16 protein-coding genes and 2 pseudogenes are annotated in these 25,903 nt (G+C 39.6%); 10 read left to right on the forward strand and 8 right to left on the reverse strand.

Annotated features, from left to right (window positions below):
- Nucleotides 1-636: 636 nt before the first annotated feature.
- The 4 genes and pseudogenes from ACX27_RS34060 (at nt 637) to ACX27_RS19865 (ending at nt 5,600) form a co-directional block, all read left to right on the forward strand.
- Nucleotides 637-912: pseudogene (locus ACX27_RS34060) on the forward strand (HAD family hydrolase).
- Between the two features lie 56 nt (nt 913-968).
- Entirely contained in the window at nt 969-1,604 is a 636-nt protein-coding gene (gene ruvA, locus ACX27_RS19855) for a Holliday junction branch migration protein RuvA (RefSeq protein ID WP_062295113.1), read from the forward strand.
- 226 nt (nt 1,605-1,830) lie between these two features.
- On the forward strand, nt 1,831-2,976 hold the full coding sequence (locus tag ACX27_RS19860; RefSeq protein ID WP_158507407.1) for a S8 family peptidase: 1,146 nt from the start codon (nt 1,831-1,833) through the stop codon (nt 2,974-2,976).
- A 164-nt stretch (nt 2,977-3,140) separates the two neighbouring features.
- The gene (locus ACX27_RS19865) at nt 3,141-5,600 is read left to right on the forward strand and encodes an NACHT domain-containing protein (RefSeq protein WP_062295115.1); all 2,460 of its coding nucleotides are present in this window, start codon (nt 3,141-3,143) and stop codon (nt 5,598-5,600) included.
- 675 nt (nt 5,601-6,275) lie between these two features.
- On the opposite strand, the gene ACX27_RS19870 is transcribed toward ACX27_RS19865, so the two are convergent.
- Nucleotides 6,276-6,956, reverse strand: coding sequence for an HAD family hydrolase (locus ACX27_RS19870; RefSeq protein WP_062295116.1), 681 nt, complete (start codon nt 6,954-6,956; stop codon nt 6,276-6,278).
- A 237-nt stretch (nt 6,957-7,193) separates the two neighbouring features.
- Here ACX27_RS19870 and ACX27_RS19875 point away from each other — a divergent pair.
- Nucleotides 7,194-7,966, forward strand: a pseudogene (locus tag ACX27_RS19875) (glucosamine-6-phosphate deaminase).
- A 24-nt stretch (nt 7,967-7,990) separates the two neighbouring features.
- Here ACX27_RS19875 and ACX27_RS31065 read toward each other — a convergent pair.
- From ACX27_RS31065 to ACX27_RS19890, 4 genes are all read right to left on the reverse strand, one after another.
- Nucleotides 7,991-8,191: a hypothetical protein gene (locus ACX27_RS31065; RefSeq protein ID WP_083468918.1), complete on the reverse strand. Its 201-nt coding sequence runs from the start codon at nt 8,189-8,191 to the stop codon at nt 7,991-7,993.
- Between the two features lie 197 nt (nt 8,192-8,388).
- Complete coding sequence (locus ACX27_RS19880; protein WP_062295117.1) at nt 8,389-8,634, reverse strand: hypothetical protein; 246 nt, start codon at nt 8,632-8,634, stop codon at nt 8,389-8,391.
- A gap of 297 nt (nt 8,635-8,931) precedes the next feature.
- A complete protein-coding gene (locus ACX27_RS19885; protein ID WP_062295118.1) occupies nt 8,932-9,255 on the reverse strand; it encodes a hypothetical protein in 324 nt (107 codons plus the stop codon).
- Between the two features lie 405 nt (nt 9,256-9,660).
- Nucleotides 9,661-10,551: a hypothetical protein gene (locus ACX27_RS19890; RefSeq protein WP_062295119.1), complete on the reverse strand. Its 891-nt coding sequence runs from the start codon at nt 10,549-10,551 to the stop codon at nt 9,661-9,663.
- A gap of 333 nt (nt 10,552-10,884) precedes the next feature.
- On the opposite strand from ACX27_RS19890, the gene ACX27_RS34935 reads away from it, so the two are divergent.
- The 3 genes from ACX27_RS34935 (at nt 10,885) to ACX27_RS19905 (ending at nt 14,478) form a co-directional block, all read left to right on the forward strand.
- Nucleotides 10,885-11,808: a PAS domain-containing protein gene (locus ACX27_RS34935; RefSeq protein WP_062295120.1), complete on the forward strand. Its 924-nt coding sequence runs from the start codon at nt 10,885-10,887 to the stop codon at nt 11,806-11,808.
- Nucleotides 11,801-12,838, forward strand: a complete 1,038-nt coding sequence (locus ACX27_RS19900; protein WP_256364405.1) for a PAS domain S-box protein — start codon at nt 11,801-11,803, stop codon at nt 12,836-12,838. Before ACX27_RS34935 ends, ACX27_RS19900 begins: the two co-directional genes overlap by 8 nt.
- Nucleotides 12,839-12,954: 116 nt before the next feature.
- Nucleotides 12,955-14,478: a hybrid sensor histidine kinase/response regulator gene (locus ACX27_RS19905; RefSeq protein ID WP_062295122.1), complete on the forward strand. Its 1,524-nt coding sequence runs from the start codon at nt 12,955-12,957 to the stop codon at nt 14,476-14,478.
- 227 nt (nt 14,479-14,705) lie between these two features.
- On the opposite strand, the gene ACX27_RS19910 is transcribed toward ACX27_RS19905, so the two are convergent.
- Nucleotides 14,706-16,637 (reverse strand): FG-GAP-like repeat-containing protein, encoded by a 1,932-nt coding sequence (locus ACX27_RS19910; protein ID WP_062295123.1) that lies wholly within the window; start codon nt 16,635-16,637, stop codon nt 14,706-14,708.
- A 482-nt stretch (nt 16,638-17,119) separates the two neighbouring features.
- Here ACX27_RS19910 and ACX27_RS31070 point away from each other — a divergent pair, with 482 nt between their 5' ends.
- On the forward strand, nt 17,120-20,287 hold the full coding sequence (locus ACX27_RS31070) for a TIGR03032 family protein (RefSeq protein ID WP_083468785.1): 3,168 nt from the start codon (nt 17,120-17,122) through the stop codon (nt 20,285-20,287).
- A gap of 119 nt (nt 20,288-20,406) precedes the next feature.
- Here the strand turns inward: ACX27_RS31070 and ACX27_RS19925 are convergent, their stop codons facing one another.
- Entirely contained in the window at nt 20,407-21,567 is a 1,161-nt protein-coding gene (locus ACX27_RS19925) for a glycosyltransferase (RefSeq protein WP_062298446.1), read from the reverse strand.
- Between the two features lie 339 nt (nt 21,568-21,906).
- Here ACX27_RS19925 and shc point away from each other — a divergent pair, with 339 nt between their 5' ends.
- Complete coding sequence (gene shc / locus ACX27_RS19930; protein ID WP_062295124.1) at nt 21,907-23,814, forward strand: squalene--hopene cyclase; 1,908 nt, start codon at nt 21,907-21,909, stop codon at nt 23,812-23,814.
- 144 nt (nt 23,815-23,958) lie between these two features.
- On the opposite strand, the gene ACX27_RS19935 is transcribed toward shc, so the two are convergent.
- Nucleotides 23,959-25,524 carry a GMC oxidoreductase gene (locus tag ACX27_RS19935; RefSeq protein WP_062295125.1) on the reverse strand — a complete coding sequence of 522 codons (1,566 nt, stop codon included), beginning with the start codon at nt 25,522-25,524 and terminating at the stop codon, nt 23,959-23,961.
- Between the last annotated feature and the right edge of the window lie 379 nt (nt 25,525-25,903).

Raw genomic sequence — 25,903 nt, forward strand, 5'->3', positions numbered from 1 at the left:
AACAATTTGTGAGTTTGTGAACAGGCGATGCCCCTGGCAAGCCGCTGCGCGTCTACGCAAATTTGCCATGAAAATATAAACCGCAAAGATGCACTTTACAGCTTGGGAGATCGCACCATGAGATGATTGTTAGATTCAGTGCTTCACGCTATCCCAGCTAGGTTAAGAAATACCTAGCAAAAGGTTAATTAAACTTCCTTGTCTGAACTTTGGAAAAGTCAGCTTGTTAGTGTAGCGCCTGTTTGGAGAGATGAGGGGGATGAGGGCGACAAGGTAGACAAGGGGGGCAAGGTAGAGAGATGTTAATCATAAGAAAACGTAGACGCGCAAGCGGCTTCCCGTAGGGTAGTACACCAATCTCTGTAAATATTTTATCTCTTCTTTCTTTGTGTTCTTTGCGCCCTTTGTGGTTCGTTATCTGATTCAGTGTAACTTCACACAGAGTTGGTATAAGTCCTACATATAAGTAGTAGACTACCGAAATTCATCCGCGTCCATCTGCGTTTATCTGCGGTTAATTTTCTTCTTGTCAGTCCAGTAGAGTCACGAATCAATTTCCTGATTGCAGCGATCGCACAACCCCAACAAGGTCTGTGTCAGATAATTTTTCTCTTAAAATCGGAATTTGCAGATAAAATTTTACCACAGATTGAGACAAAATCACGAAAGTATGCTTTAAATATAAAGTTAATCTCTCACAACGGTTTTGACCTCGACATTGTACCGTTTTTCAGCGTTCAGGGTCAGGCAATGGAGTTTCTTCGGCAAAGATAGCAATTTGCAGCAGAAAAAACAGTTGTCTGCGGTGATTCAGGTAATGATATTGCATTGTTCGCTGTGGGCTATGAAGAGGGAATCATATTTGGTAATGCTCAATGGCATACTAAAAATCCGACTGACTATCGGTACTAAGTACAAAACCCTTGTGTTGAGGGAATTCTAAAAGTTTTGTAATATTGTGGATTCTTATGATTAGTTATCTCAAAGGTCTTGTTGCGGGTGTTCAGACAATTGGCGGTAGTCGCGTTATTTTGACGATCGAAGTCAATGGTATTGGTTACGATTTGCAAGTTCCCCAAAGGTTAGCACAGCAGTTACCAGAATCAGGCGGAGTGGTGCAAATTTTCACTCATTACCAAATTCGGGAGGAAGTGCCTTTACTGTATGGCTTTGCTTCACCAGCAGAACGGGACTTATTTCGCCACTTGCTAACGGTTAGCGGGATTGGTGCAGCCTTGGCGATCGCTCTCTTAGATACTTTGGAATTACCCGATTTAGTCCAAGCCATCATCGCAGGTAACACCCAAATCTTAATTCAAGCCCCTGGAGTGGGCAAAAAAACCGCAGAACGCATCTGTTTAGAACTGAAAAGTAAATTGATTGAATGGCGCAAATCAGCAGGGTTCTTCGTCGCTACAGGCGGCCCAGCACCAGGAATTTTAGAAGAAGTGCAGATGACTTTGTTTGCCTTGGGTTACACAGCCCACGAAGTCAGCCACGCCTTACACGTTGTTAGTGAAGACATTGGACTACCCAAAGATGCTTATGTGGAAGATTGGATTAAACAAGCGATCGCTCACCTCAGCAGCGAACAAGTACAGTAATATTAATTCGTAATGGTGATGCGTCTGCCATATCAGAAAATTAGCGCAGCGACAGAGCAGAGTAATAGCTATGACACCAGAAGAAGAATGTCTAAAGATTTATCTAGTTATAGCTAGAGTCACATAGACTGAGGAGTGAAAGAATAGCTGCTAAAATCCCTTCAATTTCATGAAGCTGTATATTATTCGCCCTAAAACTTCCTCAGTTACTCGCTCTCTTTCCCTGATGTCAAGAAAATTAACGCCTCAAAGTCGGAGGATGCAAGCGGCGGAAGTAAAAGCTTTTTGGCAGCAAGACTCAGTTTATCAAGAAATTCAACGCTGGATTGCCGACGCGCGAGAGGATGGTGTAATTCAAATTGCTCAAGCAGAAACGGTGATTACAGGTACGGTTATTGTAAAAATGACCGAAGAAGAAGCAGCCAGGATGCGTGAAGAATTACCTGATGCTGATATCACAGAAGACCGACCAATTGAGTTAATTCAACCCGAAGCCAGCGCAACTGATTTAAAAACAGAAATTTCTCAATCTGATTTATGGCATTTAGCAGCAATTAATTTAGATAATTGCCGTCAAAAAGGTTATGAATACACAGGTCAAGATATCACCATTGCAGTTTTAGATACTGGGGTATATGGCAACCACCCAGCATTAAAGGGAAGAATAACCAAAGCCTTGACCTTTGATGCCCAAAATTCTCAGATACTGCCCATGAATCCTAGTGTTGATACACACAAACATGGTACTCATGTTGCGGGATTAATTTGCGGCAATCAAATTGGTGTTGCTCCCAATACTAATATTTTTAGTGGGGTAATAATTCCTGGTGGTACTGGCAATCTTTCTGATTTTGTTTTGGCGCTGTCTTGGGTAAGCCAACAACCAGAAATTAGCATTGTCAATATATCGGCTGGGTTTATTGGCTATTTACCAGATATGGAAACAGCAATTGAAAGTTTGCTTTTATCTGGCATTTTACCGGTTTGTGCTGTGGGCAATGAAGGCAGAAATCGTACCCGCAGCCCTGGTAACTATCGGGATGTAGTTTCCGTTGGTAGTTCAACTATTGACAAGCGCATTGCTGGCTTTAGTGGCAGTGCTACATTAAATATAGGTTCCCATCAATATCTAGTGCCGAATTTAGTTGCGCCAGGAAAAGATATTTATTCATCAATACCAGGAGATAAATACGAAGCAATTAGCGGTACTTCAATGGCTACACCGATTGTTTCAGGAATTGCTGCCTTAATTTTAGAAGAATATCCAAATATAGAAGTTTTAGATTTGAAAGAAGAATTATTTGCTAGATGTGAAACTTTACAAGCTCCATCAGACCGCCAAGGCTACGGCTTAATTCAAGTACAATTATGAGCAATACTTTTCGGATAAAGGTTGGATCATCCTAGATTCAGATCCCCCCGCCTACGGCGACCCCCTTAAAAAGGGGGTACAAGAAATTTTTTTAGCCCCCCTTTTTAAGGGGGGTTGGGGGGATCTAAAGAAGATTGAAATGTTAACCGAAATTTATTGCAATTATGAGACTAGAACCTCAGCATCTAGAAAAAATCGACGACTTGCTAAAACAAGAGCTAGAAGAAGCCAGAGGCGATGAAGAATTACTGGTGATTATGCGGCTTGAAGGCAAAGATTCACAACCAGAAAATAACTTCGTTCCTAATCTCAAACCCGCAGATTTTCCTAATCGCCAAGCATATCGCCAAGCATTGATTGATCTGCAAAAGCAGCAAGTAAAAAATGCTGTTGGTGAGACAATTAAAGAATTAGAAAGCTTAGGATTGACTATTACTGGCGGTGAAATGAGCGAAACAGTAATAGCAAGAGGAGAAGCTAGGCAAATTTTAAGTAGCTTGGAATTAGCAGCAGTGCGCCGTGCTAGTTTAGATCAAGCTATTGCAATTAACGATGCTAGTAAATATTTAGCCACAATTCTAAGCCAAGTAATTGATACCTCAAACCCACAAATTCCGCCAAAAGTTCTCAAGTCTGCCTCGCAATATTACCAAAATTATTACAAGCGATATGGCAAATTAAGAGTTTTGGGAATGAAACAGTTCGTACCCTTGGATTATATTTATACAGCTGTTCAATTTCTCAGCGATAAGGAAATAGCTAATTCATTATCGCTCCAGGATTTAGAAGCAGTTTTTAGAACAGCTAAAAGGGGAAGAATTAGCTCAGAGAACACTGCGAGAAAAGAAGGTATAGAAGTTGCTAATCAAAATCAATACTTAATGGTGTTAGGTGCGCCTGGAAGTGGTAAATCCACATTTTTACGCAAGATGGGATTAGAAACACTCAGAGGAAAACAAGGTAAATTGAAATATGAATGCCTTCCTGTCTTGATTGAATTGAAAAGATTAAGTGGCGATAAGATTAATATTGAGAAATTAGTGTATCAAGAGTTTAACTGTTGTGATTTTGTTGCAAACGAAGTTTTAACCAAAAAGCTTTTAGAGGCAGGAAAATTACTAATCTTATTTGATGGATTAGATGAAGTACCGACTAAAAACTTGAATGCAGCCGTTGCACAAATACAAGCTTTTGTTAATCAATATCAAAAAAATCGTTTTATTGTTTCTTGTCGCACTGCTGCTTATCATCAACAATTTAAAAAATTTGAAAATGTCGAGATTGCTGAATTTACAGATGAACAAATAAAACAATTTATACATAATTGGTTTCAGACAGAAGAAGATATTAAAGCTGATACTGCGAGGCAATGTTGGGAATTACTGCAAGAAAATGAGGCTGCCAAAGAATTAGGGAGAACTCCTCTATTGCTGACTTTTATATGCCTTTACTACGATGAATATCACAGTTTTACTAACAATCGCAGCGAATTATATAAAAAAGCTTTAGATATTTTATTAGATAAATGGTTGGCTGAAAAAAGAGTCAAACGTGACCCGGTTTTTAAGGATTTTACCATTGAGATCGAAGAAAGCTTGCTAGCAGAAATAGCTTATCGCGGATTTGAAAAAAATCGGCTATTTTTTACCAAAGATAAGCTAATAAAACAAATTCAAAATAATTTAAACAAAAATGAAAACGCACCTAAAACTCTAAACAGAGAAGCAGTTTTAAAAGCAATTCAAATAGAACAAGGGATTTTAGTGGAAAGGGTACGAGATGCCTATGCGTTTTCTCATTTGACGCTGCAAGAGTATTTAACTGCTAAATATATTTGCGACTGGCAATTAATTGATGAGTTAGTTAGTCATCATTTAATAGATATAACTTGGAAAGAGGTATTTTTATTAATATCAGGTTTGCTGCGTCCCAATGCGGATAAGCTATTGCTGCAAATGGAAAAAGCAGCACAAAAATACATTAACACGCCGAAGTTAAAAGCTCTACTAAAATGGGCAGAGCAAGAAACAACCGGATCACTAGGAGGTATAAAACCTGTCGGTAAAAGAGCGATCGCCTATGCCATCGCCTACGCCTACGCCTACGCCATCACAAACTTCTACGCCGACACAAACGCCTACGCCATCGCTATCGCTAACGCCTACGGCAAAGCCAACACAAACGCCTACGCCATCGCTAACGCCAAAGCCATTGCCAACGCCATCGCCATTGCCAACGCCAACGCCAACGCCAAAGACATCGCTAACGCCATCGCCATTGCTCAATCTATCGAAGCTACCCGCGCTCTTGAAAAATTACAAATCTTCAATAACTTACACTTTACTAATTTAATAAAGCAACTACAAGATTTAAAGGCAGCTATTCCTGATAATAATCAATTATTAACTGTAAAGCGTAAATTCGCCAAAACAATCCGACAAACCTTGCTCAAAGCCTTTAATTTAAATTTAAAAATGGTGAGTTTATCTACAAAAGAATTAGAAGCTTGGGACAACTATCTATATGCCAACTATTTAATCTTGCAGTGCAAACAAGCCGCAGTGATAGTATCGCCTCAAACTTGGGCAGAAATAGAAGATAGAATGCTACGCTTTATTGACTAGGTGTAGCGACTGTCTTGAAAGTCAAGCGATCGCCAGCACTTCGTAATTTATAGCCGACAAAAATGTTGACGCAAATAAATTGCGAATCGCTACGTACCTACCCTTAAACAACGTCTAACGGCGAACGATCAGCCAGCTATGTAACGAAAAATACTTAGACAGACATGACATAACACAAGTCTGTTATTCTTAACGTGAATGTGGAAGTTGCTACACCTTGCGCGTAACACGGAAACGCAAAAGCGGAAGCTCTTACATCTTGCGCGTAACACGGAAACGCGAAAGAGGAAGCTCTTACACCTTGCGCGTAACACGGAAATGCGAAAGCGGAAGCTCTTACACAGAAAGCAGAAGCTCTTACACCTTGCGCGTAACACGGAAATGCGAAAGCAGAAGCTCTTACACAGAAAGCAGAAACTGTTACTGTGTTAAAAATTAGAGTTTGTGCGATCGCCATCTTGTCACCACACATTATCGAAACCTGTGCAGGCAAGTTTTTTAGATTAAAGTGGAGCTAGAGCGTGTTTTCAAACTATTCATTTAGCTTTTTAATTTTTTAGATCCCCCTAAATCCCCCTTAAAAAGGGGGACTTTAAGATGTCTCTTAGCCCCCTTTTTTAAGGGGGGTTGGGGGGATCAGAGAGTTTGAAAACAGCCCCTAGGAGCGATTAAACTCTAAAAATTAATCGCACTCAAATCTGGTTCAGTCAAAGAATTTAAAAACGTCCACAACTGCAAATCGGTAAAATCTGGAATTGCCATAAACGCGCCGACTGTTTGCAGATTTTGTGGATCGTGGGTGGAGGCGATACCAATGGTAGGAATACCAGCCGCAACAGCCGCACGAATACCAGAAGGTGAATCTTCTAAAGCAATGGCTTTCTCCGGGTTAATCTGTAATTTGTTTAAAGCCACTTGATAAGGTGTAGGATCAGGTTTACCTGCGGTGCAATCCTCTGCCAAAACCACTGTATGAAAAGCTTCTTTAATTCCTAAAACCTCAAGCACAAATTCTACATTCAACCGAGGGGCGTTGGTAACTAATGCCCGTTTTAGCTGATGTGTCTCTGTCCAAGCTAGGAGTTCAGTAAATCCACTCAACGGTTGCAGATGGGAAGCTAGTTCACGAAACAGTGCTTCTTTATCGTCGGCAAATTTCTGCCCTTCTGCTGGTAATAATTGCGGCAAGATATCTTTGACAATTTCTGGATTCAAGCGGCCACTAATCCGAGATTTGTAGAATTTTTCATCTATTTCAATGTTGTAGTCTGCCAACATTTGCTGCCAAGCTTGGTAATGTATCGGATCAGTATTGACAATAGTGCCGTCCAAGTCAAAGAGAACTGCTGCCAGCATAATTCTTTAAGTGTAAATAAATATTAACTTTACTTTACACAGTTTACCTTAAGAAGTGTGAAGTATGAAAAGAAGAAGTTCATATAATTAAATAGGGTGGCGCACTGCGGAGATGATGTTTTAACCGTTATCTTGTTGGTAGGTGGTAGTGCGTTACAGCAAATTTCTACTTTGTCTCACGCTCAAATCCTACATTGCTAATAAACTTCAGACTTCACACTTCATACTTCAAAATGGTTGCTGCCAAAAACTTTTTTTCGTGTTGATGATTTACAAGTGCAAGTTTACAATTCTGAAGCTGAAATGGCTGAGAATGTTGCACAAATTACCAGGAAATATTTAAAGGATATTTTAGAAAAACAGGGTAAAGCTGCTGTTTTGTTAGCAACAGGGAATTCCCAACTCAAATTTTTAGATGCGTTAATTCAGTTGGGTGGTGTAGATTGGTCAAAAATTACTTTATTTCACTTAGATGAATATTTAGGAATTACGGCTGATCATCCCGCGAGTTTTCGACGTTATCTGCGAGAACGGGTAGAAAATAAACTGACTCCGCAGGAATTTCATTATATAGAAGGTGATACATTAGAGCCTGTGGCTGAATGTGATCGCTACACGCAATTACTCCAAGCACAGCCAATAGATTTATGTTGCTTAGGTATTGGCGAAAATGGACACTTAGCTTTTAATGATCCTGATGTGGCTAATTTTCATGATCCTTATAGTGTCAAGTTGGTGAAATTAGATATAGTCAATCGCCAACAACAAGTAAATACTGGTCATTTCCCCAATATTGACAGTGTGCCACAGTATGCTTTTACTGTCACACTGCCATTAATTTGTACAGCCAAAAAAAATTATCTGCCTAGCACCAGAAAAAACGCAAAGCCCAGATAGTAAAACAGATGTTACAACAAATAATCAGTACCGATTGTCCAGCATCAATTCTCCGCCGTCAATCACAGGCAACTTTATTTTTAGATGTCAATTCTGCTAGTTTATTGGATTAAAAATGCTAGATGTAATCACCAGCATTACTCGCTATTTTCTAGCTTAATCCTAGACAAGCAAGCCTCAAGATAAGGGCAATCTTCACATTTGATTTCTTCGCCAGGATTAGCACAGCCACAAAGAGGTGAAATCAAGCATTCGGTTAGTTGTTTAGGTGTGGAAGAGGGTTTTAATATTATCTCAGCAGCCGCTTCTTGGAGGCAGAAAATTACATCCTGCATCATATATATGGAACCTTTGGTCATCTAGATAAACTAATTATTCATTCGTGATTTTTACAAAATTGATATTGAATTTTGGGTTTTGATTATTGTATTTTACCGAAACAGTGATAAGTGATGAGTAAGAAGTAAAATTAATTACACTCAGGACATAGGGTTTAAAGCCCTAATTTCAATCCCCTAACTTTAGTTATAGGGTTTCACTCAGCACTCAGCACTTTCAACTCAGCACTCCTGAACTGATAAGTTTCAGTTGACCACTTTACCCATGCTGAAACTTGATCCTCAAAAACAAACTCTCGTCTTCGAGAATTAACAGTCTCAGCTACTAATACTCTAAGAGTTACGGTTTGCATATTATGATTCATAGTTTGCCGTCCGTAACCAATCACTTTTCCTAGATGACCCGTTTGTTGATTCAGCACATAATCACCAATGGTGAACATAGTGGCACTTTCAACGTCTACAACTAGATGAGTTTTTTAAATTCTCTATAAATAATTAAATGAAAACCTCATACTTATAGGATGATTTACTTTACCCTATTTTCATATATTCTCTAACTATCGATAGATGTAATCTGATTTTAGCCGTAATGCACCAAAAGCTTTACGATAATGATAATTTTTAACACTGAGCTACTTAGTGGCTTTCTATTATTTGAGATAAGTTTTGAATAATAATAAAACCCGATTTAGTCAGAAAAATCGGGTTTTTTGTATTTTGTTATTAAATATTCAGCCTCATCTGTTTAATGCTAACTCTTTTTTTTGTTTCATAATTGATAAATACTCATTACGAGTTCCATCTACACGGTAGTGGTCGCAGATGCGACAGAGTTTGAGCAAATCCAATCGACTAAATACTTTTTGGCGTTCAATTCCGTTATCGTTTCGCCAGCGCCAAAAAGTTGTTCGGTCAATGCGGCGATCGCTCTCAGGCCATCTTCTGCGAGATAAAAAATTTACCAGTTCTTCTTCGTAAAACAAGTAGCCCTTTGGTAACTTCAAGAGTTCTTCTCTTAAATCATTTAGCGGTATGAGTGGATCTAGCTCAGATAGTCTCATGCCAGCAAGCCCTTATAGTTTCTTGTACATTCAATTACACAGAACACTTTTGCAACACGGTTTTATCACTTTCTGTTGAATTGAAATACTGCAAAGTTAAGTTTTAATAGAGTACTAAGATAGTAGGGTGAACATGATAGATTTATTCTCCCTACTACTTTTTTTACCTACTTTTCTCAACAAACAGTACAAATTTACGTGATTTAATCAAACACAATAAACTGATTAATACTTAATTGCAATCCTCATGCAACAAATTTAATATCATATTCAGCTATTTTAAATAATTCTCAAAATCTACTTTTAGATAGATGTATAGTTCTTATTATATAAACATAGTAGCGATCGCCTTATGTTTACTGATAATGATGCGATTAGTAACACTGTAATAGGCGATCGCAGAACTTACACTACATTTACCCAAAAATCTGCTGTACCAACTTTACCACGACGCTGGAACTGCATCCACAGTTTATATGTTCCAGGCTGAGGAAAGTTAGTGACGAATTTTATTTGTCCATCTGCACTATTTTTGAGAGCATGAGCATGGATATAATCATTAACTGTCAAGGGTGATGAACTTTTCACAATTACTAAATGACCTCTTTCACCTAAATAAGTCTCTAAATCTTTAATTGGCTGATTATTTGCCGCATCTTTGATATCAAAATTTAAAGTAACTTCCTTACCAGCCTGGATATTTTGATTTGCAACATCAAGATTAACTTTAGTATTAGATATAACTTTAGTTTTTTCAAACTTTTCTAAACTTTTTGGTAAGGGAATTGAACCGGGAATTTTAACTTGCATTAATGATAATGCCTCATTTTGTCCAGAGGGTTTATAGTCACTAAACAAACTATAGTTACCAGGAGTGGAGAAATTTGCACTCACTTCAAAACGTCCATTACCTTTGTAAGTGGGATGAATATGATCATAAGTGGCTAAATCTTCGCGCACGATAATTAAGTGCATCAGTTTTTCTTGGAAAGTATCAAACTTGTCTATAGATTTACCGACAGTATCTTGAACATTAATCACTAAATTAACAGGCTGATTTGGTAACAAATTTTTTGGCGTAGTTAGTTTTGCTTGGGTAGTAATGTTTGTTTTAGCTTCATCACCAGGATGTTCCATTGAGTGTCCCTGATGTTGACTCGACATATTATCCTGATGATCAGTATGTTGTGATTCACCACCAGATACCTGCGTTTTGTCAGATTTTGTGACTGATGAGCAACTAGGTGCTATCCATAGGCTAGATAATACGATAATTCCAGTCCAAAAACGCTTCATTTTGTTCTTATCCTCCAATTTAACTGAGCATTTCTCTGAAAATGTGACTTAACTGCTCCTAAGATAACTAATCAAGACAAAAGTTATCAAAACTAAGTTATATTTGTTATACAATATAAACTTAATTTCAGAAAATTTACGGTAACAAGCAACTGCCTTTTGAGATAAGTTGATGTCAATCAATATTTATTACATTACTTAGTTAAAAAGCTGATTCTTATGCAGTATGAAGGATATAAGTACTTTAGGAGTGGCTACACACTGAGAAGTGAGAAAACTCTTCTACAACCATGACCCTCCGGTAAAGACTTTTACAATTAACAGGTTTTGAGGATGGCGTTTTTAGATAATTTTTTTTTTCCTAACCAGTTTATTCCCCACGGACATTGCTATCTCTGGAAGCCGGGATTAGTCTGGTTGCACGTTGTTTCCGACTCACTAACTGCAATAGCTTATTATTCAATTCCATTCATGCTGGTGTATTTTGTCAGCAAACGCAAAGATTTGCCGTTTGACTGGATATTTTTAATGTTTGGTGCATTTATCATTGCTTGCGGTACAACTCATGTCATGGATGTTTGGACACTTTGGTATCCAACTTATTGGTTATCAGGGTTGATTAAAGCCATTACAGCTTTGATTTCAGTCACTACAGCGGTACAACTTGTGCCATTAATACCTCAAGCATTAGCTTTACCTAGCCATGCACAACTAGAAGCTGCAAACTCTCAACTAGCCACAGAAATTGCTGAACGCAAACGTACAGAAGAAGTACTCAGAGAAAGTGAAGAACGTTGGCAATTAGCTTTGCGTGGCAATAATGATGGGATTTGGGATTGGAATATCAAAACAAATCAAGTTTTTTTCTCTTCTCGTTGGAAAGAAATGCTTGGTTATGAAGACGATGAAATTAAAAATCATCTGCAAGAAATTTGGACAAGAATTCACCCAGATGATTTAGATGCTGTAGTCAAAGCTGTTCAAGATCATTTTGCAAAATTCACACCATTTTACGCTAAAGAATTTCGGGTGCTTTGTAAAGATGGGAAGTATAAATGGATATTAGATCGGGGTCAAGCCTTGTGGGATGAAAATAATAATGTCATCCGTATGGTAGGGTCGCATACAGATATTACTGAACGTAAGCAAGCCGAAGAAACTTTAAGTAAAATACTCGCACAACTAGAAACTAAAGTAGAAGAACGCACAGCAGAGTTAAAAAAAAATCAACCAATCATTAGAGGCAGAAATTACTAAACGTAAACAAACAGAAAAGGCATTAAGAGATAGTGAAGAGCGATTTCGGACGGCATTTCATCAAGCAGCAGTGGGAATTGCCCATGTAGGTTTAGATGGCAGATGGTTATTAGTTAACCAAAGGCTTTGCGATATTGTTGGTTACACAGCCGAGGAATTAGAGTTACGCACCTTTCAGGAAATTACTCACCCAGATGATTTAAATGAATCTTTAAAATATGTTGATGAAATATTACTAGGTAATATTCAGACATATTCAATCGAAAAACGTTATTTTCGCAAAGATGGTACTGTCATCTGGATTAACTTGACTGTTTCGTTAACATACCATACTTCGGGAGAACCAAAGTATTTTATTGCTGTGATTGAAGATATTAGCGATCGCAAACAATCTCAAGCACAAATTCAAGCATCATTACTCGAAAAAGAAGTCTTGCTCAAAGAAATTTACCACAGAGTCAAAAATAATTTACAAGTAATTTCTAGTCTGCTAAATTTGCAATCTGATTATATTCAAGACCAAGAAGATATGTATGTCTTTCAAAAAAGTCAGCAGCGAATCGAATCAATGGCCTTGGTACATGAAAAAATGTATCAATCTCCTGACTTAGCTCGCATTGATTTTAGTGAATATCTTCAAGATTTAGTTGCAAGTTTATTTAGCACTTATGGAATTAATGCAGGTGCAGTTTCTTTAAGATTTAATGTTGAAAATCAAGTTTTACTCGGTTTAGATTTGGCGATTCCCTGTGGGTTAATTGTACATGAATTAGTATCTAATTCTTTAAAATACGGTTTCCCTAATGGGAGAGCTGGAGAAATTTATGTAGGAATTAGAGAAGATTTAGACCAGCAATTTACTATCTTTGTTAGCGATAATGGTGTTGGCTTACCACCTAATTTTAATTTTCAAAATACAGCCTCTTTAGGTTGGCAGTTGGTTGAAGCATTAACTCAACAAATCTCAGGAAGCATTAAGATTAACAGTCATGCTGGTGTAGAGTTTCAAATAACATTTCCCTTAATTTAAATTAAAAGAAATACTATTTAAGCAGGAGGATTCAGAAAAAAAATCTAATTACATATAATTGTTTTTTCGATATTTAATTTGTCTATGATAGGTAATTGATTTTATAATACAAATACATGACAGACGCGAATATTTTAGTTGTTGAAGACGAATCTATTGTTGCTAAGGATTTACAAAATAGACTGAAAAAATTTGGCTATACAGTTGCTGCGATTGCTTCTTCTGGACAAGAAGCAATTAATAAAGCTATGGAATTTAGTCCTGACTTAGTACTTATGGATATCCGTTTAAAAGGGCAAATGGATGGCATACAAGCAGCAGCAGAAATTCATAAATATTTAGATATACCGATAATTTATTTAACTGCTTATGCAGATGAAGATACATTGGAGAGAGCTAAAATAACCGAACCATTTGGTTATTTACTCAAACCTTTTAAAGAGAGAGAACTAAAAACTAATATTGAAATTGTGCTGACGAAGCATAAATTAGAACAACAATTGAAAACTAACCAACAATGGTTGACGACATTACTCAATAGTATTAGTGATGGGGTCATATCTAGCGATCGCAATCAACTGATCACCTTTATGAATCCGGTAGCAGAACAGTTGACAGGGTGGACACAGGCAGAAGCGATCACCAAAAATATAGCAGAAGTATTTAAAATTATTGATATCAATACTAGAGAACCTTTAGAAAATCCCATTAAAGTAGTTTTAGAATCAGAGGCGCTCGCACCTTTTTCAACCACAACTATTTTAATTGCTCAAAACGGTACAGAAACACCAATAGACACCAGTGCAGCACCCATCAAAGACGACAAAAATAATCTCGTAGGTGCGGTGTTAGTGTTTCGGGATGTGACAGAAAGACTACAAGCAATGGCAGCGCGACAAAAGCAAATACAGCAAGAGCAACTTGTCGCCCAATGGGAGCAACTCAATCAATTTAAAAATGACTTTTTAAATTTAGTTTCCCACGAATTGCGATCGCCACTTTATCACATGAAAAGCATGATTCAAATGTTGCAGATATCAACGGCTGTTCAACAACAGCATTACTTTCTGAACATTTTAGAAGCAGAGTGCGATCGAGAAATGGCACTAATTAACGACTTATTAGAGTTACAACGCCTGGAAAATTCATCAAATCTACTGCTGGCTCCTGATTTATTAGTTCTACAACAGTGGCTACCTTGGCTCATCGAGCCATTTCAAATTCGCACTCAAGAACATCAACAAACCTTGCAACTCAATCTACCGGAAAATTTACCCGCATTATTTTCTGACCGTCCTAGCTTAGAACGCATTTTAGTAGAATTGCTAAATAATGCTTGTAAATATACACCTGCTGACGGTGAAATTGTATTGAGTGTCAGCCACGAAACTGCTGAAATTCCCGCCAAAATAATTTTTACCATCAGTAACTCAGCAGAAATTCCCGTTGATGAATTACCCAGAATTTTTGAAAAATTTTACCGCTTCCCTGATGCAGACATTTGGAACCAAGGTGGTACAGGTTTGGGTTTAGCAATTGTGCAGAAGTTAGTCACACAACTGCAAGGTAGCATCCAAGTCACCAGCCATCAGGGATGGACAACCTTTACTTTAACATTGAGTGATTTAGAAATAAGTTAATTATTTAAACATAAAATCCCCACCATTGAATGGTGGGGAGTATGTCAAATCTATAGCGGTTCTCGGTTGGATGAGGTACATTTCAACCCCACCCCCAACCCCTCCCCGCGTGCGGGGAGGGGAGCGTTTGCGTTAGCAAATGGGGGGTGGGGTTCCGACTGTATTACAAGCAAGTAAGAACCGCTATAATTTCAACCAATTATCTTCTTGCGACAGTCCTGTACTAATTACGCTGAAGCAGTCAAATTAATCTTGACAATGAAATCATTGAAATCATTGTCACCGCCACCAACCAAATCCTCAAAGCCGAAGGTATTATCACCTAATATCCGCACATGCTGAGTTTTGTCAGAGTTGGCACCTAAAAACGTAAAGAATACAGTTGGATCATTGCTGGTATTGCTATCTAACAAAGCATCAACACCACCGTTGACAATTAAGAACGGCACATAGATGCCACCACCTGCAAAGTTACCATTATGATTACCTTGACCTTGATTAGCCACCGATAAACCAATACCTGTCACCCGTTGGTTAATGGCGGCTTGCAGATAACCAGCGTCTCCAACAAGAACGTCGGCTGTACCATCACCATTGGTATCAATACCACCGCTTTCATCAACAACTTTATAAAAGCCGACATAGTTGTTGTATGATGCTTCGCGGTAAACGCTAAAATTACCAGCAATTAGGCTATCACTGCTATATTCGCGCAAATCAATCGCTTCACCTTCTGATTTTCCTTGTAAACCGATACCGATGGCTAAATCTTCATTGGTTTCTTGGACACTGATTTGCAAGTCGTCAAATAAAGAATTGCCGCGTGAACCATCTTTCCAACCGATGGAGAAGCCACCTGTACTTAACGAAGTGATTTGCTGGGTGGTAGTGCTGGAGAAGATGATGCTACCTTGAGATTTCAAGTAAAAGCGTAGTTGTGTACCACCGTTAAATTCTAGAATACGGCTGAGGTTTTCGGGGCTAAAGCCTGTGGGGTTGTTGACTAGAACTGAGAAGATAGTTTTGGCGCGGGCGAGGGCTTTTTCTTGATAACCTGCTGCGCCTGGTGCAACGCCATCGATTTTTCCTTCGCTGTCATCAACGTTGAAGACACCGAGTTCATTGAGTAAGGCGGAACTGCGCCCTTTGATTTGGATTTTGATTTTGATTTTGGTGGACTTGCTGCCACCAATTTGGAATATGTCGTCTTTGTTGGGGTTGGTGAGGTTGCCTTGGAAGATGGTGTTGTTTAGCAGCACTGAGATGCCATTATCATTTTCTGTGTAAATATCATCTTTGCCATCGTTGTTAAAGTCTCCTACTTTTACATAGTATGGGCCACTCCCGACAGCGAAAGTAGTTGCATTAAGAAAACTACCACTACCATTACCTAGCAGCACAGATACAGTGTTGTCATCATAGTTGACGCTGACTAAATCCTGGATACCATCGCCATTGAAGTCTCCTACTGCTACTGCATCAGGATAATGCCCAACGGCGTACGTGGTAGGAATACCAAAGCTTCCTGAGCTATTACCAAGATACACTGATATTGTGTTGGCATCTCCATTTGGAGTTACTAAATCTAAAATATTGTCATTGTTGAAGTCGCCAAATGTCACATCTTCAGAATCATCATACATTCCAAGATATGAGCCAACGTCGATGATACTATAAGAGCTGAAACTACCAGAGCCATTACCTAACAGTACTGATGTGATTGAACGGCCGCCAGCGGCAATATCATCTTTGCCATCGTTGTTAAAGTCTCCTACTCTTACGTCATCAAAATAAGTTCCAACGTTGAAGGTAATGGCAGGGCTAAAGCCACCAGATTTATTGTTGAGTAGCACCGATACAGTTGGGCTATTGTCGTTGGCGGTTGCCAAATCTAGGTAGCCGTCACCGTTGAAGTCTCCTACTGCTACATCACTGGGGGAATAGCTATAACTACTTCCAGACCCAACGCTGTAATATTGGGCAGAAGCAAAGTTAAAGCTACCTGAGCTATTGCCAAATGCAACGTATAACTTACCATATTCTAAGTATGCTAAATCCAAAATGTTGTCTTTGTTGAAGTCTCCAACTACCTTTGGATAACCAGCAAAGGAGGAACTGTTGTAGTTAATGACGGGAGCGAAGGTTACTGATGTTGTCATTGTGTGTTTATGTGTAGATGTTTACTGACTAACTAGCTAAAGGCTTGGCAGATTCCAGATTTGTGAATGGGAGCGTGAGGTGTTTCTGTTCTGTGCTTCAGAACAATCTGGTTTGCTGAACCTCCAATTAGCTGTATCTTTAATAACTCTTACCTGGGATAGATGTCAAAATAATTTCTAATATAAAAAGATTAATTTTCTTCTATCTGAATGATTTAGACAGAGATGATGCTTAATAATAATTTACCTAGTATTTTTACGTAAAAACTATATTTTGATTGTTATATATCAGTAATAATACAGATGTTATTTCTCTGCGACTGGACGGTAAAATCTGCGGTGAGTTAGTCAGGTAGGTGTAAGGCTGTTGAATCCCTATCTCGCTACGCTCCACGCTTCAGGGAAAGAGCTTGCTCCCCCTGCTCCCTGTCCCTCCGCCTCTTCGGTGAGGGATTTTCATCTACCTTCCCAAACTGAAAAATATGGTTGTCACACCCGCACTCAAACGCCAAATTGCTCTTGCAATTTCTACTTCCCCTGATTTTGTTAATTGGTTACAATCTCAACAGATTAGTCTCGCTATTACTACGCCTCAAAGTTCGCGGTTGATGTTGTTGGGTGTAAATCACCAAGGGCAAATTTCCGGTTTTGAACGGGTGTTTGAGCAAGCTGCGGGGTTATACGTAACCGACGACAGGATTTATCTAAGTACTAAAGGGCAAATTTGGCAGTTAGATAATGCTTTAGTATCTGGGCAACTTTATGATGGCTATGACAAGCTATATATCCCACGCATTGGCTATACTACCGGGAATTTAGAAATTCAAGATTTGGCGGTAGAGACGGAAAATAATCGTATTGTGTTTGTCAGTAGTTTGTTAAACTGCGTGGCAACAGTGAGCGATCGCTATAGTTGCATTCCTTTATGGAAGCCTCGTTTTATCTCTAGTTTGGTGAATGAAAATCGCTGTCAGTTGAATGGTTTAGCGATAGTGAACGGTAAACCCCGCTATGTGACAGCTTACAGCCAATCTGATGTGGCGAATGGTTGGCAGCAGACATGGCAAAATGGCGGTTGTGTTGTAGATATTCAGTCTGACGAAGTTGTAGCTACGGGTTTATCTATGCCGCATTCGCCAAGATTTTATCAAGATAAGTTGTGGTTGTTGAATGCTGGTACAAGAGAATTTGGTTATATCAATATATATAGTGGAAAATTTCAAGCGGTTACTTTGGGTTCTGGTTGGTTACGGGGGTTGGCGTTTGTTGGCGATTATGCGATCGTTGGTTTATCTAAAACTAGCCATCATAGTGTCAAGCTAGTCAATAACAACGCCGAAACTGAATGCGGTTTGATGGTAATTGATATTAAAACTGGTGCAATGGTTCACTGGTTGCGTTTAGAAGGGGAAGTCACAGAAATTTTTGATGTGCAGATATTATCAAAAGTTAGCCGTCCCCAAGTTATGGGATTTCTCTCTGATGAAATTCATCAGTTAATTAACCTAGATCCTCATTCGCCGCTAGTTAAACAAAATGTGCAATCACCTGCTATCAAATTAACTGAAGAGAAACAACTAAATACTATTCCTTACTACCCAGAAACTTCGCAACCAGAGTTGATTTATCCGACGGCTGATCATCTGTACGAAGAAGCATTAGCATTACAAAAACAAGGGAAAATTCCCGAAGCGATCGCGCAATACGAAAAACTAATTTCTCAACATCCTCGTTATGCTCCAGCTTGGTATCAATTAGGAGTAATTAGAGAACGTCTAGGACAAACTGACAAAGCGATTTTAGCTTATGAAAAAGTTATAGAAATTAATCTTCATCATGCTCAAGCACATAATAACTTAGGTATTTTACGAGTAGATGCCAAAGATTTAGATGAGGCAATTAAATGTTTTACTGCTGCTATTCAAAGTAAACCAGATTATGCTTTTGCTCATAATAATTTGGGTTTAGTTTGGCAAATGCAGAGTAAATTCACCGCAGCAGCGACAAAGTTTCGGGAAGCTTTGCAGATAAATCCAGAGTATGCCGAAGCTTATTTAAATTTAGGGATTGTCTTAGAAGCACAAAATAATTTAGAAGGTGCGATCGCTTGTTTTCGTTCGGCGATTCAATATAAACCAAATTATATTAAAGCCCTCAACCGCCTTGGGGTAGTACTAACAATGTTAGCTATGTTTAACAAAGGTGATGTTAACGAACCCAAGCGGATATTTGAGCGAATTTTAGAAATGCAGCCAGGTTCGGCTGAGGCGTTTACTAATTTATTTTATCTCAAAGAAATGACTTGTGACTGGCGATCGCGTCAGTCTGATTTAACTAAGCTGTGGGAACAAACAATTCAAGAATTAGCAGATGGTAAACAGACAACACTTGATCCGTTCAACGCATTAAATAAGCCTTGGGATAGAAAGTTATTATGGCAAGTAGCTAAAACTTATGGCAATACCATATCTCAAAAATGGGAACAATTACGACAAAGTTTAAATTTTCAACATTCCCGTTATTTGAATGGCAGATTACGCATTGGTTATCTATCAAATGACTTCCGCACTCATGCTACTAGCCATTTAATGAAGAGTCTTTTCAGCTTACACAATAAAGCAGATTTTGAAATCTTTGCTTATTCTTGTGGCCCAGATGATCATAGTGAATACCGTCAACATATTGCCGACACCTGTGAACACTTTCAAGATATTGCGAATTTATCCATAGAAGAAAGTGCCGAACTCATTTTTAATGATGGAATTCATATTTTAATTGATATTAATGCTTATACATTTGGTTCCCGCAGTCAGATTCTTGCTTTGCGTCCAGCACCCATTCAAGTCAACTATTTGGCATTCCCTGGAACAATGGGTAGTGATTTTGTAGACTACATTATTGGCGATGCAGTAGTTACTCCCCCAGAATTTGCTAATACCTTTAGCGAAAAAATTGTTACTTTACCACACAGTTACCAAGTTAACGATTACCAACAGGTAATATCTAATAATCCTGTCACCCGTTCACAATACGGTTTACCAGAATCAGGTTTTGTTTTTTGCTGCTTTAATAATCACTATAAAATTGAACCAACAATCTTTGATATTTGGATGAGAATCTTAGCGGCTGTACCAGGAAGCGTTTTGTGGTTAATTGCCAAATCTCCAATTAACGAAGCTAATTTGCAAAGAGAAGCCGAAGCCAGAGGAATAAATGGCGATCGCTTAATTTTTGCCCCACCCGAAGCCAAAGCTGAACACTTAGCTAGACATAAATTAGCAGATTTATTTTTAGATACTTTATATTACAATGCTCACACAACTACGAGTGATGCTTTGTGGGCTGGATTGCCAGTAATTACCTGTTTTGGTGAAACTTTTCCTTCGCGTGTAGCCGCTAGTTTGTTAATGGCAATTGGTTTACCTGAGTTGATAACTAACAGTTTAGAAACTTATGAACAGTTAGCAATTCACTTAGCAACATATCCTGAGAAATTACAACAAATCAAACAGAAAATAGCCCAAAATCGTACCACATATCCACTGTTTGATACTCCGCTTTATACTCGCAATTTAGAGCAATCTTACCTGAAAATGTGGGAGATTTACGCATCTGGTCAACCAGCAAAAGCGATAACAATTAATTCGTAATTAATACCTGACAAGGGAGAAAAGGAAGACAGGGTAGCTAAGGGAGCGAGATGTGTATAAATCATTTAGGAGTGCTATAGTTTGGATGAGTTGTTAACAGAAGGTGAGTGAAATAGTTCTCAACCAGGATAAACTCGTCCTTTCCAAGCACCGCCGCGTCCTTGCCAATGGCGAATGGCTGAGTCGATAGTCATTAAAGTGTAGAGAAAGGCGATCGCAGGTAAACTCAAAGCTAATAATGGTGAGCATTGATAAAAGCGGATAATTGGCAAGTAAGCTAATGCCATTAATAACCATGTCACTACACCAGTAATTGCAATCATCCAATTGCCAAAAATGGCACCAATCACCACGCCCAAAGGTGGTAAGAGGTAAATCAAGGTCATGGCAATGACGGTTCCAAATAACAATACAGGTGAGTAATTTAATTGGGTATAGGCAGTCCGCGCCACCATATTCCAAATTGTTTCTAGGGAATCATAAGGGCGTAAACTGCGAGTTAAACTACTTAATCCTAACCAGATACGTCCTTGACTGGATTTCACCGCATTCGCTAAAGCACAATCATCAATTAAAGCCTGACGAATGGTTGCAATACCACCGATTCTTTCTAAAGCGGTGCGCCGAATTAAAATGCTACCACCCGCCGCCGCCGCCGTGGGATTTTTGGGATGATTTACCCAACGGAAAGGATAGAGTTTTTGAAAGAAGAAAACAAACGCCGGAATTAAAAATTTTTCCCACCGACTATCACAACGTAGTCGCACCATCACAGAAACCAAATCTAAATTTTCTTGTTCGGCTTTGGTGACAAGTCGGCGCAGATTATTGACATCGTGTTCAATATCTGCATCGGTAAGTAAAAAATATTCTGGGGTGAGTGCTTTGGCTTGTTGGATACCTTGCTGCACTGCCCAAAGTTTACCAGACCAACCAGAGGGTAAAGGCTCACCAGAGATAATTTGCAATTGCTGGGGTTTATCAACAGCGTGGGCGACTCCTTCAGCACAGGCGGCTGTGCCATCAGTACTGCGATCGTCTACTAAGAAAATATTAAAATTACCATCATAATCTTGCAGTAAAAGCGATCGCAAACTCATCGGCAAAACATCCGCTTCATTCCGGGCTGGAATCACCGCACACACTGACGGTAAAGATTCTCGCTGCGGCTGGATGACTTCTAATTGCTGGTCTAAACGCCAAAACTGTCCCCGCAAACTTAGTAATCCTAACCAAATTATTAAGGATAAGACCATCAACCCTAGTACAATTGCCACAATAACCTCTTGCAAATTCTCAGTGTCTCAGACAGAATACTATGTCTGCTGATTGTGGGAAAAAATTTTTTCTCCGTATTGCCGTGTTTAAAACTGGATGTTGAGTCCGTATAGTTCGGTAAAGATCCCCCCGCCTGCGGCCGACCCCCTTAAAAAGGGGGTGAAAAAGTGATCAGCCCCCTTAAAAAGAGGGTTTGGACTTTTGGGTAGGTAGGCTGTCATATTAATTCTGTGAAAGAGCGATAAGCCCCACTTTTTAAGGGGGGTTGGGGGGATCTTAAATTGAAATGTTGACCGAAACGAATTGGATGTTGAGTGAGTGTTGAGTTTGAGAGAGATTTAATGCAAACACAAGACAGGGTACAAGTCAATCAAGTTGCAGATGCGATCGCAGCCAGCCAAAAATATCTGCTGTCAATGCAATATCCCGCAGGTTACTGGTGGGCGGAGTTAGAATCTAACGTCACCATTACGGCGGAAGTGGTTCTACTGCATAAAATTTGGGGAACCGATAAAACTCGGCCATTAGCTAAAATCGAAACCTACTTGCGTTCTCAGCAACGGCAGCATGGCGGCTGGGAACTGTTTTATGATGATGGTGGTGAACTCAGCACTTCCGTAGAAGCATACATGGCGCTGCGGTTGTTGGGTGTTCCCGCCACTGACCCAGCCTTAGTACGGGCGCGAGAATTTATTCTACAACGGGGCGGAATCAGCAAAACTCGCATTTTTACCAAATTACACCTCGCCTTGATTGGCTGTTACGACTGGCGTGGTATCCCCTCTCTCCCGCCTTGGATTATGCTGTTACCGCCAGCTTTCCCCGTGAATATTTACGAAATGTCTAGCTGGGCGCGTTCTAGCACTGTACCACTGTTGATTGTGTGTGACAGCAAACCTGTTTATCAATTTGACCAAGCAATTAACTTAGATGAGTTATACGCCGAAGGAGTTAATCAAGTCCAGTATGAATTACCCCGCCAAGGTGATTGGACTGATTTATTCTTAACTTTGGATCAAGGATTTAAATTAGCCGAAAGCTTGAATTTAGTACCCTTCCGAGCAGAAGGAATTAAAGCCGCCGAAAAGTGGATTTTAGAACGCCAAGAAGTTACAGGCGACTGGGGCGGGATTATTCCGGCGATGTTAAATTCGATGCTGGCGTTGAAGTGCTTGGGTTATAGCCCAGATGACCCCATTGTGGAACGGGGACTTCAAGCCATTGATAATTTTGGCATTGAAACGGAAGATAACTATTGCGTTCAACCTTGTGTATCACCTGTGTGGGATACTGCTTGGGTAATGCGGGCGTTGATTGATTCTGGTTATGCACCTGATCATCCAGCAATTGTGAAAGCTGGAGAATGGTTATTGCAAAAGCAAATCCTGGATTATGGTGATTGGGTGGTGAAAAATCGCCAAGGTAAACCAGGTGCTTGGGCGTTTGAATTTGACAATCGCTTTTATCCTGATGTGGATGATACAGCCGTGGTGGTTATGGCTTTACACGCTGCCAAACTGCCTAATGAAAGTTTAAAACAAGCTGCGATCGCCCGCGCCTTAAACTGGGTTGCATCTATGCAGTGTCGTCCTGGTGGTTGGGCGGCGTTTGATTTAGATAATGATCAAGAATGGCTAAATGCTATCCCCTATGGTGACTTAAAAGCCATGATTGACCCCAACACCGCCGATGTCACCGCCAGAGTCATTGAAATGTTGGGTGCTTGTAACTTATCAATTGATTCCCATAACCTCGAACGCGCCCTGACTTACCTCCTCGCAGAACAAGAAACCGAAGGTTGTTGGTTTGGGCGTTGGGGCGTAAATTACATTTATGGTACTAGCGGTGTTCTCTCAGCTTTAGCATTAATCAACCCGCAAAAGTATCAACGCCAAATCGAAAAAGGCGCAACTTGGTTAGTTGAATGTCAAAATTCTGATGGTGGTTGGGGCGAAACTTGCCGTACTTACAACGATCCTAGCCTCAAAGGCCAAGGACGCAGCACCGCATCTCAAACAGCTTGGGCGTTAATTGGGTTAATCGCCGCCGGTGAAGCCACTGGCAAATTTGCGATGGAAACCATTGAACGCGGAATTGATTACCTAGTAAAAACCCAAAAATCAGACGGTACTTGGTTTGAAGCCGACTTTACTGGTACTGGCTTCCCCTGTCATTTTTATCTCAAATATCACATGTATCAGCAATATTTCCCATTAATTGCTTTAGGCAGATATCAAAACATCAAATAAAGCAAAAGTGTAGGGGTATAGGTGTTCACAACCCTTACACCCCTACACCCATTTTCCACAGAGAACCTACCTTTGTGGGTCAGTCTTGATTTAATTGCGCCAACTTATATGAAATCTTTTTTCGTATCTATCAGTTTATGAATTTTAATCCCATTCTTTATCTTGGGGAATTTTATTCAAAAAACGATCCATTGCCCTTTCGGCTAAAGCTGCAATGGTTAATGAAGGATTAGCACAACCTGTCGAACCAGGAATCAGCGCACCATCAACCACAAATAAGTTAGGATAACCACGCACTTTACCATAAGTGTTACAGACTGCACCCATCACTGCACCACCCAGAGGATGACCCGTAGAACTAAAGTCTGGTGGTATGGCTAAAGCTGTATCATTAGCTTGATTGAGTCTTTGATAAGCATCTAAGTTAGCCTGAAGAATTTTCTGATTGTTGGCTGAATTCTTCGGCCAAAATAAATTAGCAGATTGTGTGGCGCGATTATATGTGAGATAGCCTTCTGGTTTAGTAATAGCTAAAGCGAGGGCAGCATAAACACCTTGGGGGACAATGGGGAAAGGCACTGGCTCAATCACTAAAGGTGCGATGGGATTGTCAAAATCTTCAATGACGGCTGTGCCAGGCCCGCCTAATGTAGGATTAGTTTGCATAGATGTCGCAATTCCAGTGACTGCATCACCATTAGTTCCCCAAAATTGTCCTACCTGATTATTAAGCCGACGTAATGTGCAGTTCTGTTTAGCGCGTAATAATAATTCTGTAGTTCCAATAGAACCAGCCGCCAAAAACAAATAGCGACAAACAAAGGTTTTTTTGGCAACTACAGCGCCTTGTTCTGTAATTTGATTGCAAGTAACCCGAAAACGTCCCCCAGAATGTTCTTCTATCGCTGTCACTACGTGTAGAGGGCGAATTTCGACATTACCAGTAGCCTCCGCCATACTCAAGTAATTTCGGTCTACGCTATTTTTAGCACCACTATTCAGACCGTAGTACACTTGCCCTGTAATAGCCGAAGGAACTTTTTGACCTAAAATTTCTTGCTGCACAATATTCCAATCAACAGCAATGTCCAACTTGCGGGTTTTGAAACCTGCTTTTGCTGCTTGTTCTAAAAATATCCGGCTGGCTAAGTAATATTCTGTATTTAAAATTGCATCAGGTATGGGAGATGGCTTGATAATAGAACGTACTCTGGGGTAGTAAACTTCATCAAGTTCCTCATATTTAATACTGCGGGGAAAAACTCGATAAAAATTTTCTTTGGTTGGTTGATAACTAATAGCGTTGTAAACTAGTGAACCACCTCCTACACCTGCACCACGATAGGCCAGGATACCATCACCAACTTTGACATCCAACACACCAGTATAGATATCAATAGGCGTTTGATTGAAGATAACTGTCGTTGGACTCAGCCAAGTTGAGCGACCATCGGGGTTTTGATATGTAGAGAAAGTATTACCAGCATTGGTAATTGGCCAGCGTCTTCCTCTTTCTAGAACTATCGTTTCAATACCAGCTTGACCAAGGCGCAACGCTGCAACGGCTCCCCCAAAACCACTACCAATCACCAGCGCCTCGATATTTTCTTCCAGACGATGAGCATTTGCACCAACTGAAGATAAACCTATACTTGCAGTTGCGGCGAGGGATGCTTGCAGGAATTGACGACGTTTTATTACTCTGGGCATAAATAATCTCCTGTATTAGCTGCTGATGAGCTGATACATTTACGTACAAGTTGATTTAACTAGTGGCAATTAATGTTTTTGTTAATTTCAGAAGCACCGCAAAAATAGCACCCTCTCCGTTGTGGCAACTTCTACTACATTTTTTGCACAATCCACAAAATACCAGTAGCAAAAATATTTGCTCTGCCAAATTGCCAAAATCTTGTTTTTCTGTCTGAGGTGTACAGTATTAAGATTTATTTTATGCGGTAGTAGAAAAATAAAGGGTCTAGGCTAATTATGTGCTTCTTCATATCGATTTGGTATTGGTATTACCTTTGTTTGTAAGTCCTATGTGTCTCACAAGCTAACCAATGACAAACTATTTAAACTATGCCTA

This window comes from Nostoc piscinale CENA21, assembly GCF_001298445.1.
In the GTDB taxonomy this organism is placed as follows: Bacteria; Cyanobacteriota; Cyanobacteriia; order Cyanobacteriales; family Nostocaceae; genus Nostoc_B; species Nostoc_B piscinale_A.